This window comes from Flavobacterium arabinosi (assembly GCF_048158725.1).
GTDB classification, from domain to species: domain Bacteria; phylum Bacteroidota; class Bacteroidia; order Flavobacteriales; family Flavobacteriaceae; genus Flavobacterium; species Flavobacterium arabinosi.
In genome coordinates this window covers 678,864-693,409 of sequence record NZ_JBLNKX010000001.1, presented here as the reverse complement: position 1 = coordinate 693,409, position 14,546 = coordinate 678,864, and the positions used below count along the sequence as shown (strand labels likewise).

Genomic DNA, 14,546 nt, shown 5'->3' with positions numbered 1-14,546 from the left:
TTATCTCTATAAAAAAATATTACACTATAAAACACATAAATTATGAATCTAAAAATAAAATGTATTGGATTGATGCTACTGGCAATTCCCTTCTTTTCCAAAGCGCAACACGCCGAAAACCAAAATGCTTTCCCTGTTCAGATAACTACTGCAAACGGAATTATAGAAGGTGAATTTGATGTAAAAACAAACATTCAAAGCTTCAAAGGAATTCCCTTTGCACAGCCACCAGTGGGTAATTTACGCTGGAAAGCCCCTCAAGCTCTAACGAATTGGCCAGGAGTAAAGCAAACCAAAAAATTTGGACCAAGAGCAATCCAGTCCTATATATTTGGCGATATGGGTTTTAGAAGCGACGGCACGAGCGAAGATTGCTTATATCTTAACGTTTGGTCTCCTGCTAAGTCTGCCAATGAAAAACTTCCTGTTTTAGTCTATTTCTACGGGGGTGGTTTTGCCGCTGGCGATGGCTCCGAAAATCGTTATGATGGCGAAAACATGGCCAAAAAAGGAATAGTAACCTTAACCGTAAACTATAGATTAGGGATTTGGGGATTTTTCTCCCACCCGGAACTAACCAAAGAATCTCCAAATCATGCATCAGGAAACTACGGATTATTAGATCAAAATGCCGCCTTGAAATGGGTGCAGGCCAATATTTCAAAATTTGGAGGTGATCCAAAACGAGTAACTATCGCAGGAGAATCAGCAGGTTCAATTGCCGTGAGCGCTCAAATGGCTTCTCCATTATCAAAAGGACTTATCGCAGGAGCTATAGGCGAAAGCGGTGGTTCCATTTTCCCTACATTATCTCCAGTTCCCTTGGCAGAAGGTGAGAAAACAGGTCTCGAATTTACCAAAAAAATTGGCGCTTCGTCCTTAAAAGACCTTCGCGCAATGTCCACTTTGGAGTTGTATCAAAAATCAGTCGGAACAAGTTTGGGTGTTTTTAAAACAACGATTGACGGTTATTTTTTACCAAAATCGTTACCGGAAATTTTTGAAGCCAAACAACAAGCTATGATTCCTTTACTATTAGGATGGAATTCGGAGGAAATGACTTATCGCGCTTTAACAATGGGAAAAGACTTAGACAATGAAAGTTATATCCAAAAAATAAAAGAATTATACGGCAACAAAGCGGATGAAGTATTGAAATTATATCCAGCAGGAACTCCTGAAGTAACGGAGCAATCTGCCACCGATTTGGCTGGAGACCGTTTTATTGCCTACAGTACTTGGAAATGGTTTGATTTGCATCGAAAAAACAGCACACAGCCTGTATATCGTTATTATTATGCTCATCCAAGACCCGAAATGCGTGACAATGAACTTGAAGCAGCTCTTGCAGGCGGTGTCATTAAAAAAGACAAAAACACTCCAAAAGCACCGAAACCAAAAGGGGCAGTTCACTCTGCAGAAATAGAATATGCGATGGGAAATTTAGCAACCAATACAAATTATGCTTGGACTGACGATGATTATAAAGTTTCGGATACAATGATGAACTTTTTTGCCAACTTCATTAAAACAGGAAATCCAAACGGTGATAAACTTCCTGTTTGGCCTATCGCAAAAAACGAAGAAAATCCAGAGATTATGGTTATTGATGTAAATTCAAAATCAAAAAAGGCAGAAAATGATGCCCGTTATCTGTTTTTAGAAAAAGAATATTCGAAAAAATAGGAATTTGTTATTTCCATAAAAGAGAGTGTACCATTATATGGCGCCCTCTTTTTTTTACACTCATAATCACAATTAGTAAGATTTGTATTAGCAAGAAAAAGCCATAATTATGTCTAGTTACTTCAAATAATTATTTTTATTTTATCTGAAAATCAAACGATTATATTCTATTAAATCAAAATAACACTCAATAAAAAAATTAAAATCTAGAATAAGAATCATTATTTTGTTGTAAATTTATGTGTTGTTTTTTATCTAAAGATTGAAAAATGAAACCATCGCACCAAACCATGATGCATCTCTATGAACACTTAGGAAAAGTGTTTTATTGTATTGCGGCCATAGATAAAACCATTCGTAAAGAAGAAATCGAACAACTCAAAGAAATTGTAAAGACAGAATGGCTTCCGTTTGAAAATTCTTTTAATGAGTTTGGGGACGACACAGCCTATGAAATCGAAATTGTTTTTGATTGGTTTATAGAAAGTAAATGGGGGTTTGAACAGGTTCTTCCTGACTTCAAAACTTTCAGAAAAGAACACAAAAATCTGTTCACACCGCAGGTTAATGCTCTGATACTAAATACTGCAAAAAGCATTGCGACTTCTTTTTCGGGGAAAAATAAATCGGAGCGCGTTTTTCTAAGTCAATTAAACACTATTCTGTCACAACAAGATTAAATCAATATTGAAACCGTATTATTCAATCAAATTTAAAGCTGTTTGAAAACAGGCGTTTTAACATAAAAAAAATAAAGACATGAAAAAGCAAACCGGCATCTGGATTGATACCTCAAAAGCAATTATTGTTACTCTTGATGGTGGAAAAGAAAAAATAATGGAAATTGAATCCGACATTGAAAATCGTATTCATCATAATGACGAAGGCAACAAAGGAACCTTCTCAGGAAGTCATCATGGAAGTAATGAAACTAAATTAGAGGAACGAAAAAAAAATCAAATGAATCATTTTTTAAAAGATGTTTTATCGCATGTCCACGGATCGGATGAACTTTTTGTTTTTGGTCCTGCTGAAACCAAAATAGAACTAGAAAAAAAAATAAAAGAGGATAAATCTATCAACAACAAACTAAAATCAGTAGAAACAACTGATAGCTTGACATCAAATCAAATTGTGGCTAAGGTGAAAGATTTCTATAATCACGCCTAAAATCCAATAGTGAGATTTTGTCAGCTTGGATATAAATCCTGATCAACAAATTAATTAAAAAACTACGATATCAAAAGTATTGTAGTTTTTTTATACCCTAAAAAAGACGAAATTTAATCGAAATTATAAAGAAAAACATAAAATTACTTCTGTTAGGAATATTTTTCCTTTTCTTTATAGATAAAGATCGCAAACCAATTTATCTTAGGTCTGCTTTCCCAATTTATCAAACTGTTTATGAGAACCGGAAAACAAAAAATAATTCTAGCCGCAAAAATACTTTGTGTATTATTTGTGGCTCTAATTGTCGCTTTTTATATATTTCGTGATGCGGTTTTACAGCAGACCATTGCGAAGGTTTCTAATGAAATGGAAATTGATTACAACAGCACTTTTTCAGTAAAAAAGGCTTCTTTTGAAGGAATCTCAGGTGTAAATCTTTCCGATGTAGTATTAGCGCCGAAAAATGCCGACACCCTTTTTAAAATACAAAAACTAAAAACAAGTGTCAATTTATGGCAATTAGTAGTAGGTGATCTTCAGCTTGGAACTTTAGAAATCAAGAATGGCTTTGTACAATTAGTGAAGAAGGGAAAAGTGAGGAATTTTGATGCTTTTCTAAAAAAAGACAAACAAACAGAAATAAGCAACGAAAAAAGAGATTATGCCCAATTTGCTTATAGAATCATCTCGAAAGCGCTGAATTTAGTTCCAACAGATATGGTTTTGGACAATCTTTCGTTTCGGCTGGATGACAACGGAAAAAAAGCGATGATTAATTTTCAAAAATTACGATTGGTCAATAAGCAGCTTGAAACTTCGATAAAAGTTCAAACCAATACCTTTACACAACGCTGGAAAATCAAAGGTTTTGCCGATCCAAGAAATAAAAAAGCCGATATTCGATTTGTAAATATTGACACTGGCGCCATTAAAGTTCCTTATTTTGACGAACGTTTCAATTTGAAATCGAGCTTTCAATCCATCCGACTGAATATTGAAAACATCGATAAAGATGGTGACGAACTTCGCATTGATGGTTTTATGGCTATTGCCAATTTAAAAGTAAATCATCCAAAAATTGCCAATAAAGATGTTGTCATCAAGAATGCTAAATTTGATTACCGATTCTTATTGGGTTCTGATTTCATTTCAATAGACAGTACTTCAACGGTTCAATTCAACAAAGTAAAATTTCATCCATACATAGCTTACGAAACCGAGGAAGATACCATTTACAAACTCAAAGTAGCGATCCCAAAAATGAAAGCGCAGGACTTTATCTCTTCGCTTCCTGATGGTTTATTCACCCATTTTCAAGGAATGGAAGCCGAAGGTAATTTTGACTACAACTTGAATTTCATCTTCAATAAAAACAAACCCAATCAACTGGTTTTTGACAGTAAATTGAATAAAGAAAATCTAAAAATTACAAAATATGGCGAAGCGAACCTTAATAAACTCAATGGAGAATTTACTTATCGGGCACTTATAAAAAATATATTGCAACGTCCTGTTTTAGTTGGCTCAGCGAATCCAAATTACACCCCTTTAGACCAAATATCCCCTTATTTAAGAAAATGCGTCTTAACAACCGAAGATCCTTCTTTCTTTTCGCATCATGGTTTTATCAGCGAAGCGTTCAAACAATCCATCGTAAAAAATATAAAAACCAAAAAATTTTCCCGTGGTGCCAGTACCATCAGCATGCAGTTGATAAAAAATGTATTTCTTACCCGAGAAAAAACAGTATCGCGCAAACTGGAAGAAATTTTACTGGTTTACATTCTGGAAAACAACAGAATCGTAAGCAAGGAACGCATGCTGGAAGTCTATTTTAATATCATCGAATGGGGGCCAAACGTATATGGAATTGGCGAAGCGAGTCGGTTTTATTTCCAGAAGAGTCCTTCAGAATTGAACTTAAATGAATGCCTTTATCTTGCCCGAATTATTCCAAGTCCAAGAAAATTCATGTACCAGTTTAATGACCAAGGGATGCTAAAAGATTTTGCCGTGAAACAAGAATCTTTTTTAACCAATATCATGTTTAGAAGAGGGCTTTTGAGTCCTGACGATACCATTTACAAAACACAGCCTATCTTAATTTCAGGGCCTGCAAAATCTTTTCTAAGAATAAAAGCTCAAGATACCACGCAAATAAAAATCGATTCTTTGGCAGTTGGCGAAGAATTTGATCTTTAATTCTAAAATTAAAAAAACAACCCTGTCAGAGTTTTGAACTCTGACAGGGTTTCTTGAAATATTTAAATTCACGTTTTTTTTAACGAATTACGGTGCCGGATCCGGAATTACCGCATGAATTTCATCAATGGCTTTTAAGATTTCATCAGAAAGTGAAATGTGAATTGTATCAATGTTTTCCTTTAATTGTTCCATTGTGGTGGCACCAATAATCGTGCTGGTTACAAACGGCTGTTGCTCTATGAATGCCAAAGACAATTGAGTCAAAGTCAGTCCATTTTTCTTAGCGATTTCTTGATACAATCGAGTAGCTTCATAACATTGCTCGCTGCTGTATCTTGAAAATTGTGGGAACAAATTGATTCTAGCGTTTGGAAGACTTTCCCCAGTTAGGAATTTACCGGACAAAACGCCAAAAGCCATTGGTGAATACGCCAATAATCCCACATTTTCTCGCATACAAATCTCAGCGGAACCCGCTTCAAAAAGTCTGTTGAGTAACGAATATGGATTTTGAATCGTTTTTATTTTTGGCAAATTATTGTATTTACTTTCTTCCAGAAAACGCATAATTCCCCATGGCGTTTCATTAGAAAGTCCAATGTGCTTGATTTTTCCTTCTTTGACAAAACCGTCTAAGGCTTCGAGAACATTGTGAATGTTGTCTTCCCAACCATCTTCTTGGACTTTGAAACCGCGTTGTCCAAAAAAATTGGTTTTGCGTTCTGGCCAATGCAATTGATACACATCAAGATAATCGGTTTGTAATCGCTGTAAACTTTGGTCTAATGCAAACTTGATACTTGCTGGCGAAAAATCATTTTTCTCGCGCATGTATGTGAAATTAGGATTTGGTCCCGCAATTTTTGAAGCCAAAACTACTTCTTCTCTTTTGCCTGACTTTTTGAACCAGGTTCCAAGGATTTTTTCTGTACTTCCATACGTTTCCTGACGCGCTGGAACAGAATACATCTCGGCGGTATCAAAAAAATTGATTCCTCTTTCAAGAGCGTAATCCATTTGCGCATGACCGTCAGCTTCTGTATTTTGTTGTCCAAAAGTCATGGTTCCAAGGCAAATTTTGCTGACTTTTATATCGGTATCCGGTAAAGTAGTGTATTTCATAATTAAGAAAATTGTATTTTAATTTTTCAAAACAAAGATAAAATTAGTTTATTGTTTTGGTTTTCAGTTAACAGAAATTTTGGAAACGTTTATACGTTTTGACACTAAAAAAGGTCCAAAGTAAAAACTATGAACCTTTGTATCTTTGAACCTTTGCTTCTATTTAATTGATATCATTCAACATTTTAGAAATCTCATCTAATCTTGGTGTCAAAATAATTTCGATTCTGCGGTTTTTTGCTTTTCCTTCAGCGGTTGAATTGCTTCCCAAAGGAGAAAATTCCCCTCTACCTGCAGCGGTTAAGTTTTCCTTATTGATTTTCTTGTTTTCACTCAAAATAGCAACTATGGCGGTAGCTCTTTTAGTCGATAAATCCCAGTTGTCTGCAATTGGTCCTGAAGCTGTGAAAGCATCGTCATCTGTATGTCCTTCAATAAGAACCGAAATTTCAGGGTTATCACCCAAAACTTTTCCTAACTCTACAACTGCCTTTTTACCTTCGGAACCTACGGCCCAGCTTCCAGAATTAAAAAGTAGTTTGTTTTCCATGGAAACATATACTTTCCCATTTTTTTGTTGAACGGTCAACCCTTTTCCTTCAAAGCTATTCAAGGCTTTAGACAATGTTTCTTTTAGTTTTTTCATGCTGGCTTCTTTGGCAGCAATCAAAGATTCCAACTCATCTAAACGCTGTGCGCTTTTGTTTAAACGATCTTGTTCTAATGCTAACGCTTTCCCTTTCTCATCTAATTGATCCAGCAAATCACGGTTTTTCTTCATGTTGTTTTGCAAAGCGTCACTGCTATTTTTTTCTAAAGCTGCATAGGAATCCTGCAACACTTTAAATTTATTTTGGGCAGCTGCATAATCGGCTTTTAATTTTTCCAGTTCCGATTTTGATTTGCTCAAATCAGATGTTAAACCAGTACGATCTAGTTCTAATTGATTTTTGGTCTTTAAAAGATCCTCATTCTCATCGGTTAATCTTCTATTTTCTTTTTTGGAATCGGTGTACTTGCTTTCTAAATCATTGTATATTTTCTTGGACACACATGAAGTTGAAAGTGCCAGAACTAATAATCCGATGGAAACTCTTTTAATCATTTTGTTTGTATTTATGTTGTTTCTATTGTTGTTTTGAAAGCAAAAACTCAAATTATATTCGAATGCCCTAGCCCCGATAAAAGTGAAAATCCTTGTTGTTTTTTCTTTAGAAACAACAAGATTGCAACGGATAGCGGGAAATAGCTCCTAAAAACGTTACTCAATTTCTACTAAAATTGGGCAATGATCGGAATGTACTGCATCCGGAAGGATAACGGCTCTTTTTAGTTTATGTTTCAGGGAATCGCTAACTAAATTGTAATCGATGCGCCAACCCTTGTTGTTTCCTCTTGCTCCGGCGCGGTAACTCCACCACGTATATTGATGCGGTTCGCTGTTGAAATGACGGAAACTATCCACAAATCCAGACTTCATGAATCCGTCGAGCCAGGTTCTTTCTTGTGGCAAAAATCCCGAAACGGTTTTGTTTCTGATGGGATCATGAATGTCGATTGCTTCGTGACAAATGTTGTAATCGCCACAGATAATCAGATTTGGCGTTTCTTTTTTGAGTTCGTCAATGTAAGTCTGAAAATCATCCATGAACATAAATTTATGGTCCAATCGCTCGATATTTGTTCCTGATGGCAAGTACAAACTCATTACGGAGAAACCATCAAAGTCGGCCCGAAGGTTTCTTCCTTCAAAATCCATGTGATGAATTCCGGTTCCATGAACCACATTATTAGGCTTGATTTTGGAAAGAATGGCCACTCCGCTGTAGCCTTTTTTAGTTGCTGAATAATAATATTGATAGGGATATCCTGCTTTTGTGATATCATCTACCGGAATTTGCTCTTCGGTTGCTTTAATTTCCTGAAGGCAAATAATATCAGGATTTGCGTGTTGCAGCCAGTCAATAAAACCTTTTGAAATAGCGGCTCTGATTCCGTTGACGTTGTATGAAATAATTCTCATTAAAGTATTTTTTGAATTTCTTTCGAAAAAATTATATTGTTTGTATGTAGTTTTCAAATGTAATAAAAAAGTATAAGTTTGATTCAGAAAAAGAGAGAAAATGGAGTTTTTTGCTATCTTTGTTTCTTGCTCAAAAAAACAAAAATACATGGGTTTAGTAACCGCCAAAGAAGTTGCCAAAGCGATAAATGTAGATAAGTACGGGGTTTTAGGTACTTTTTCCGGATGGATGCTTATGAAGGTGCTAAAAATCTCTACCTTAAACAAAGTATACGACAGAAATAAACATTTGAAAGATGTTGATTTCCTCAATGGAATATTGGATGATTTACAAATAAAATTCAAAATCCCGGAAGAGGATTTAAAACGTTTACCAAAAGAGGGTGCTTATATCACGATTTCAAATCATCCGTTGGGAGGAATTGACGGTGTTTTATTATTGAAATTAATGCTTGACAAGGAACCTAATTTCAAAATTATCGCCAATTTTCTTTTACATCGAATTGAGCCTCTCAAAAAATACATTATGCCAGTGAATCCTTTTGAAAATCATAAGGATACTAAATCAAGTGTAGTAGGAATAAAGGAAACGCTGCGTCATTTAAGTGATGGAAAACCCTTGGGAATGTTTCCTGCAGGGGAAGTTTCTACGTATAAAGACGGCAAATTAATGGTGGATAAACCTTGGGAAGAAGGGGCTATTAAAGTAATTAGAAAAGCACAAGTTCCTGTTGTACCTATTTATTTTCATGCTAAAAACAGTCGATTATTCTATCTTCTTTCTAAAATAAGCGGAACTTTTAGAACTGCAAAATTGCCTTCTGAAGTTTTTAGCCAAAAACACCGAGTGATAAAAGTGCGTATTGGCAAACCTATTTCTGTAAGTGAACAAAATGAACATACAACACTGGAGGAATATTCAGAGTTTTTGAGAAAGAAAACATACATGCTTGCAAATCCTTTCGAAAAAGAAAGTACTTTTTTGCCAACACCAACTTTAAAGATTCCTAAAAGTCCGAAGAAAATTGTTACTGCCGCCAGTCAGGACAAAATGATTAAGGAAGTGGATGCCTTGCGAAGTACTGATTGCCGACTTTTACAAAGTAAAAATTATGAAGTTTTCTTTGCTAAAGCATCTAAAATTCCAAATATTTTACATGAAATTGGGCGACTTCGAGAAATTACCTTTCGAGAAGTAGGTGAAGGAACAAATGAATCGATTGATTTAGACAAGCACGACCAATATTACCATCATCTATTTTTGTGGGATGCTGATGCCAATAAAATTGCAGGTGCTTACCGAATGGGATTGGGTTCAGAAATTTATCCCAAATACGGAATAAATGGTTTCTACCTAAACGACCTTTTTCGATTTGAACCTGAATTGCATGATATGATGCACAAATCCATAGAAATGGGTCGCGCTTTCATCATCAAAGAATACCAACAGAAACCAATGCCACTTTTCTTGCTATGGAAAGGAATTATGCACACCACGTTGCGTTATCCAGAGCATAAATTTTTACTGGGAGGCGTGAGTATCAGCAATCAATTTTCAGATTTTTCAAAATCACTGATGATCGAATTCATGAAGTCGAATTATTATGATCCCTATATTGCGCAATACATTCATCCCAAGAAAGCCTATAAAGTAAAACTAAAAGATGCCGACAAAGATTTCATTTTTAACGAAACCGAATCGGATTTGAATAAGTTTGATAAAATTATCGATGAACTGGAACCAGGAAGTTTGCGTTTACCCGTTTTGATTAAAAAATACATCAAACAAAATGCAAAAGTGGTTGCTTTTAATGTGGATCCGCTGTTTAACAATGCCGTTGACGGATTGATGTACATTCGAATTGCGGATATTCCAGAAAGCACCATGAAACCTGTAATGGAAGAATTTCAGGCTGAACTGGAAAGAAAACTGAGCGAAAAGGAAGATTGACTGCAGAATGCCGAATTATAAAAAAATCCCGAATTGATTCGGGATTTTTTATGCCTTAAAACCAGCCTTTCTTTCCTACTTGATAGGTCTGGTAAAACTCTTCATCTGATTTTGTTAAATATAAAATTCCTTCAATTATTCCCAATATACCCGTTACTGTTCCACAAGTACAAAGACTAATCACCAACCATATAATTCCTTCAGTAGTATACCCTAAAAGGAATTTATGAATCCCCAAAGGTCCTAAAAGAATAGCAAGAAGCCCTGCTGCAAGTTTTTTATTATCTTGTTGATTAGGTTGTGGATTATTCCATGCCTCTGGTTTTGAATTTTCCATAATTAATTGTTATAAGGTTGTTTTTCAGTGATTAAAAATATAAAAAATTATTGGAATACTTTATCCATTGGTTCCCAGAGTTCTATCTTATTTCCTTCGACGTCTAAAATCCAACCAAATTTTCCATACTCATAAGACTCCATATCACCCACAATTGTTACACCTTCCTCCGATAATTTTTTTAATAATTTTTCTAAATCATTCACTCTGAAGTTTTGCATGAATTGTTTTTCGCTTGGCGCAAAATAAGTAGTATCATCCGCAAATGGCGACCATTGGGTAGAACAATCATTCCCATCTTTATCTTTCCACCAAAAGGTAGAACCATAATCATCGGTTTTTAAACCTAAATATTTTCCGTACCAATCTACCAGTTCTTTTGGATTTTTTGATTTAAAGAAAAAACCGCCAATTCCCGTAACTCGTTTCTCTAGCTCCGCATCTTTGGCCTGACCAAAATACTTAGCTTTAATCTTATCTACAATCACTTGGGCTAACCTTTCATGGCTTTCGAATGTCCAACCGGCAATATGTGGACTAAGAATTACATTCTTCGCTTGTAACAAATATTGAAAAGCCTCTGGTGTATTTTTATCTTGAAAAAGGGTTTCGAATGACAATTTTTCATATTCCAAAACATCCAAACCAGCTCCGAGTATTTTCCCGGATTCCATCGCCGAAACTAAATCTGAAGTGATAATATTCTTGCCTCGAGAGGTATTTATAATCCAAAACGATTTCGCAAACCCATTGATAAAATCAGCATCAACCATTTTATCGGTTTCAGGTGTCCACGGAATATGCAAGCTTACCACATCCACTTTTTGTTGGAATTCTTCCAATGAAACTTGCTTGGCATTACTGTCCCCAACATTTTCCTGAATGTCATAGCACAGGACTTCCACATCAAAACCACGAAGTTTTTTGGCGAATGATTTTCCCATATTTCCGTAACCAATAATCCCCACCGTTTTTCCATCGAGTTCATGACCGCGATTACTTTCCCTGTTCCAATGACCGGATCGTATCTCTCTATCTGCCTCATTCAATTTATTAAAAAGAGACAAAATCATGCCCAATGTATGTTCGGCAACAGCATTTCTATTCCCTTCTGGAGCTGCGATAAGCGTAATGTTTTTTGACAGAGCGTATTCACAATCGATACTTTCTAATCCTGCTCCAACACGCGCTATAAATTGCAAACCGGTTGCCTTGTCTAGAAATGTTTTGTCAATCTTAAATCGACTTCGGATAACAATTCCCTGATAATCTTGAATTTTAGCTTCAATATCTTCTTTGGATGATGTGAAGTCACTGTGATTAATAAATCCGAAATTTTGCAATTGATCACAAAGCAAAGGATTATTACTATCGATATGAAGGATTTTAATGTCCATAAAAAAGGTTTCTAAGTTTAGTATCCCAAATTAACAAAAAAATAGTTCCCAAATGTGTAAATTAGCGTGCTTTCTATTTTAGGATAAATTAAAGCTATTTATAACAAAAAGTCAAAAATGAAATTAACAAAAACATTCAAGGCATTCTTTAAAAGTGAAAAAGCCGGAGGATTACTTTTGCTTTTCGTAACCATTTTTTCTCTTTGTCTTGCTAATTCCCCTTTTCAAACGGAATATATTGCTTTTTGGGAAACACAATTGGGTCACCATTCCATTACCCATTGGATTAATGATGGATTAATGACTATCTTTTTTCTATTAATAGGTTTAGAACTGGAACGCGAAATTTATCAGGGTGAATTGTCCAGTATCAGGAATGCCGCTATGCCTATTTTTGGTGCTTTAGGCGGAATGGTTGTTCCTGCCGGAATATTTTTAGCATTAAATTTTGGAACTATAACACAAAACGGAGCTGGAATTCCTATGGCTACTGACATTGCTTTTGCTATTGGTATTTTATCCTTATTAGGAAATCGTGTTCCTACATCGCTTAAGGTATTTCTAACTGCACTTGCGGTAATTGACGATTTAGGTGCTATAATTGTCATTGCCCTATTTTATACCGCAACAATTGCTTTTGTAAATTTATTTATAGCCTTAGGTATTTTAGGCAGTTTGTTTATCCTGAATCGAATGAAAGTTCATAGTTTATTTCCGTACTTAATTGGCGGTGTTGCCATGTGGTATTTCATGCTTAATTCGGGAGTACATGCTACTATAACTGGCGTTTTATTGGCTTTTGTAATTCCGTTTGGTGATGGAGGCAAAAAAACATCATCTTATAAAATTCAGCATTTTTTACACAAACCAGTAGCCTTTTTTATCTTGCCATTATTTGCCATTGCCAATACGTGTATCGCTATAGATTCCAATTGGCACGAAGGACTGAACCATCCTAACACGATAGGAATCATATTAGGACTTGTGATTGGAAAACCACTTGGGATTTGGCTTTTCTCTTTTTTAGGCGTAAGTCTGGGAATTTGTGTTTTACCCAAAGATTTACAATGGAAAACTATTATTGGCGCAGGAATACTGGGAGGAATTGGTTTCACCATGTCTATTTTTATAACATTGCTAGCCTTTAAAAATGATGGCGAGGAAGTAATTACTTATTCTAAAATTGCTATTCTGATTGCTTCATTTATTGCTGGAACGGTTGGATTCTTTTGGTTAAAACACACCTTGAAAACCCCGATTAAAAAATGAAGACAAACTAGTCATTTAATTGATTTATCCCATAAAAAAGGTGTTTAGCTTTAAAAACTAAACACCTTTTTATAGAAAATTTATGGTTATAATTAAGCTATTTTATAAGCTAAATCATTTAGCAGGCTGTATAAAAACAATTTTTATTTTTATACCAACAACTAAAAATATATATTTAATTGGTTTACTTTTTTACTAAAAAATGTAGCCAATTCCCACATGTAGATAAGGAATGTATTGATTTCTATTATAGGCTCCATCTACATTTTGAACATTCCCATTAACCGAATTCTCTTTCAAATACACCACACGATACCCAAATCCTACAGCGGTTTCATAGGTAAAATGATTCCCTATTTGACGTTTTAAACCCCAGGTAGGAACAATTGCTAAATCGGCTGTTTTAGTTACATTATTCGCTAAGTTTATTACAAACCAATCGGGATGATAACTTGTTTTAATGGAGAAATAATTGCCGCTATTATTGGCTATATTTTTACCTTTTGAATTCCTTTTTTCCAAATTGTAATAATATTTGGGTTCTAATGTTAGTACCGGTTGCAAAATAAAACCGGCTCCATCATAATGATCTCCAACCGTAAAATCTTTTTCAAGACCAATTTCGCTTCTTAATGCGATAGTATTTGATAATTTACTCTCATTATTGAACCAAATTCCTATATGTACTCCAAATCCGGCTTGTACTCCAAAAATTGATTTTTCAACGCTAAACCCTTGAGCATTAATGTTTAGATTGAATGCCAGAATTAGGAATGTTATTATTTTTTTCATTTAATAGATGCCATTGATTATTTAGTAGTTATTTATTTTGCGTTTTTAAAATAGATTTCCCTTACTTAGTCGCCCAATAATCAAACACCGTGACTTTCTCAGGAGCAGGATTTAACAATGCTACAAAAGCTTTGTGATCCGGATGAATGAGATAAGCATCTCTGTCACTTTCACTACCGAATGTAAGTATAAAACAATGTGTCAAACCATTGTTCAAGTTTTCAGGGCTGTTATTGGTTCCCCATTCAGATGATTTAATGGTTGGGATTTTATGCTTCAAATCATTCAAAGCTGTTACCACTTTAGTGATATAGGCGGCATCCGTTCCTTCTTTCCATCCAAACATCACTACATGACGAAGCACTTTTTTTTGTTTGCCTTGTTGGGCGTTTACGGTATAGGTTGAAAGTAAAATAAGGGTTATTAGCAATAGTTTTTTCATGGTAGTTTTTTTTGAAATATACGAATTATTTGAGTTGGATTTGCAGGGGAGGTTAACGCTGGCGTAAAATGTGCTATGAAAGAAGGATAGTAGTAAGCTAGCATGTAGCGCGGATCTCCCGACGGTTCGGGACGACGCCAATAAAAAAA

Annotated in this window: 13 protein-coding genes and 1 pseudogene; 6 read left to right on the top strand and 8 right to left on the bottom strand. The window is 35.1% G+C overall.

What is annotated here, in order from left to right; genetic code table 11:
* The first annotated feature begins 42 nt into the window (after positions 1-42).
* From ACM55K_RS02825 to ACM55K_RS02810, 4 genes are all read left to right on the top strand, one after another.
* Positions 43-1,686: a carboxylesterase/lipase family protein gene (locus tag ACM55K_RS02825; protein WP_416848727.1), complete on the top strand. Its 1,644-nt coding sequence runs from the start codon at positions 43-45 to the stop codon at positions 1,684-1,686.
* Positions 1,687-1,955: 269 nt separating this feature from the next.
* Positions 1,956-2,366 (top strand): hypothetical protein, encoded by a 411-nt coding sequence (locus ACM55K_RS02820; protein WP_416848726.1) that lies wholly within the window; start codon positions 1,956-1,958, stop codon positions 2,364-2,366.
* 79 nt (positions 2,367-2,445) lie between these two features.
* Positions 2,446-2,856: a hypothetical protein gene (locus ACM55K_RS02815; protein ID WP_416848725.1), complete on the top strand. Its 411-nt coding sequence runs from the start codon at positions 2,446-2,448 to the stop codon at positions 2,854-2,856.
* Positions 2,857-3,093: 237 nt separating this feature from the next.
* The gene (locus tag ACM55K_RS02810) at positions 3,094-5,061 is read left to right on the top strand and encodes a transglycosylase domain-containing protein (RefSeq protein ID WP_416848724.1); all 1,968 of its coding nucleotides are present in this window, start codon (positions 3,094-3,096) and stop codon (positions 5,059-5,061) included.
* 87 nt (positions 5,062-5,148) lie between these two features.
* Here the strand turns inward: ACM55K_RS02810 and ACM55K_RS02805 are convergent, their stop codons facing one another.
* From ACM55K_RS02805 to ACM55K_RS02795, 3 genes are all read right to left on the bottom strand, one after another.
* Positions 5,149-6,186, bottom strand: coding sequence for an NADP(H)-dependent aldo-keto reductase (locus ACM55K_RS02805; protein WP_416848723.1), 1,038 nt, complete (start codon positions 6,184-6,186; stop codon positions 5,149-5,151).
* Between the two features lie 163 nt (positions 6,187-6,349).
* Positions 6,350-7,291 carry an OmpA/MotB family protein gene (locus ACM55K_RS02800; protein WP_416848722.1) on the bottom strand — a complete coding sequence of 314 codons (942 nt, stop codon included), beginning with the start codon at positions 7,289-7,291 and terminating at the stop codon, positions 6,350-6,352.
* A gap of 156 nt (positions 7,292-7,447) precedes the next feature.
* On the bottom strand, positions 7,448-8,209 hold the full coding sequence (locus ACM55K_RS02795; protein ID WP_416848721.1) for an exodeoxyribonuclease III: 762 nt from the start codon (positions 8,207-8,209) through the stop codon (positions 7,448-7,450).
* Positions 8,210-8,357: 148 nt separating this feature from the next.
* Between ACM55K_RS02795 and ACM55K_RS02790 the strand changes: the two genes are divergently transcribed.
* Complete coding sequence (locus ACM55K_RS02790) at positions 8,358-10,160, top strand: GNAT family N-acyltransferase (RefSeq protein WP_416848720.1); 1,803 nt, start codon at positions 8,358-8,360, stop codon at positions 10,158-10,160.
* A gap of 55 nt (positions 10,161-10,215) precedes the next feature.
* Here ACM55K_RS02790 and ACM55K_RS02785 read toward each other — a convergent pair whose 3' ends face one another.
* From ACM55K_RS02785 to ACM55K_RS02775, 3 genes and pseudogenes are all read right to left on the bottom strand, one after another.
* Positions 10,216-10,497, bottom strand: a complete 282-nt coding sequence (locus tag ACM55K_RS02785; protein WP_416848719.1) for a TM2 domain-containing protein — start codon at positions 10,495-10,497, stop codon at positions 10,216-10,218.
* Positions 10,498-10,544: 47 nt separating this feature from the next.
* Entirely contained in the window at positions 10,545-10,910 is a 366-nt protein-coding gene (locus ACM55K_RS02780) for a VOC family protein (protein WP_416848977.1), read from the bottom strand.
* A gap of 45 nt (positions 10,911-10,955) precedes the next feature.
* Positions 10,956-11,894 (bottom strand): annotated as a pseudogene (locus ACM55K_RS02775) (2-hydroxyacid dehydrogenase); the annotation flags it as partial.
* 117 nt (positions 11,895-12,011) lie between these two features.
* Here ACM55K_RS02775 and nhaA point away from each other — a divergent pair.
* The gene (gene nhaA / locus ACM55K_RS02770) at positions 12,012-13,163 is read left to right on the top strand and encodes a Na+/H+ antiporter NhaA (protein WP_416848718.1); all 1,152 of its coding nucleotides are present in this window, start codon (positions 12,012-12,014) and stop codon (positions 13,161-13,163) included.
* A 195-nt stretch (positions 13,164-13,358) separates the two neighbouring features.
* Here nhaA and ACM55K_RS02765 read toward each other — a convergent pair whose 3' ends face one another.
* Positions 13,359-13,955, bottom strand: a complete 597-nt coding sequence (locus ACM55K_RS02765; RefSeq protein ID WP_416848717.1) for a hypothetical protein — start codon at positions 13,953-13,955, stop codon at positions 13,359-13,361.
* Between the two features lie 61 nt (positions 13,956-14,016).
* Positions 14,017-14,397, bottom strand: coding sequence for a Dabb family protein (locus tag ACM55K_RS02760; RefSeq protein ID WP_416848716.1), 381 nt, complete (start codon positions 14,395-14,397; stop codon positions 14,017-14,019).
* Positions 14,398-14,546: the final 149 nt, after the last annotated feature.

Coding starts and splice junctions, on each gene's coding strand:
- ACM55K_RS02825 (WP_416848727.1), top strand. CDS start 43: ATGAATCTAAAAATAAAATGTATTGGATTGATGCTACTGGCAATTCCC.
- ACM55K_RS02820 (WP_416848726.1), top strand. CDS start 1,956: ATGAAACCATCGCACCAAACCATGATGCATCTCTATGAACACTTAGGA.
- ACM55K_RS02815 (WP_416848725.1), top strand. CDS start 2,446: ATGAAAAAGCAAACCGGCATCTGGATTGATACCTCAAAAGCAATTATT.
- ACM55K_RS02810 (WP_416848724.1), top strand. CDS start 3,094: ATGAGAACCGGAAAACAAAAAATAATTCTAGCCGCAAAAATACTTTGT.
- ACM55K_RS02805 (WP_416848723.1), bottom strand. CDS start 6,186: ATGAAATACACTACTTTACCGGATACCGATATAAAAGTCAGCAAAATT.
- ACM55K_RS02800 (WP_416848722.1), bottom strand. CDS start 7,291: ATGATTAAAAGAGTTTCCATCGGATTATTAGTTCTGGCACTTTCAACT.
- ACM55K_RS02795 (WP_416848721.1), bottom strand. CDS start 8,209: ATGAGAATTATTTCATACAACGTCAACGGAATCAGAGCCGCTATTTCA.
- ACM55K_RS02790 (WP_416848720.1), top strand. CDS start 8,358: ATGGGTTTAGTAACCGCCAAAGAAGTTGCCAAAGCGATAAATGTAGAT.
- ACM55K_RS02785 (WP_416848719.1), bottom strand. CDS start 10,497: ATGGAAAATTCAAAACCAGAGGCATGGAATAATCCACAACCTAATCAA.
- nhaA (WP_416848718.1), top strand. CDS start 12,012: ATGAAATTAACAAAAACATTCAAGGCATTCTTTAAAAGTGAAAAAGCC.
- ACM55K_RS02765 (WP_416848717.1), bottom strand. CDS start 13,955: ATGAAAAAAATAATAACATTCCTAATTCTGGCATTCAATCTAAACATT.
- ACM55K_RS02760 (WP_416848716.1), bottom strand. CDS start 14,397: ATGAAAAAACTATTGCTAATAACCCTTATTTTACTTTCAACCTATACC.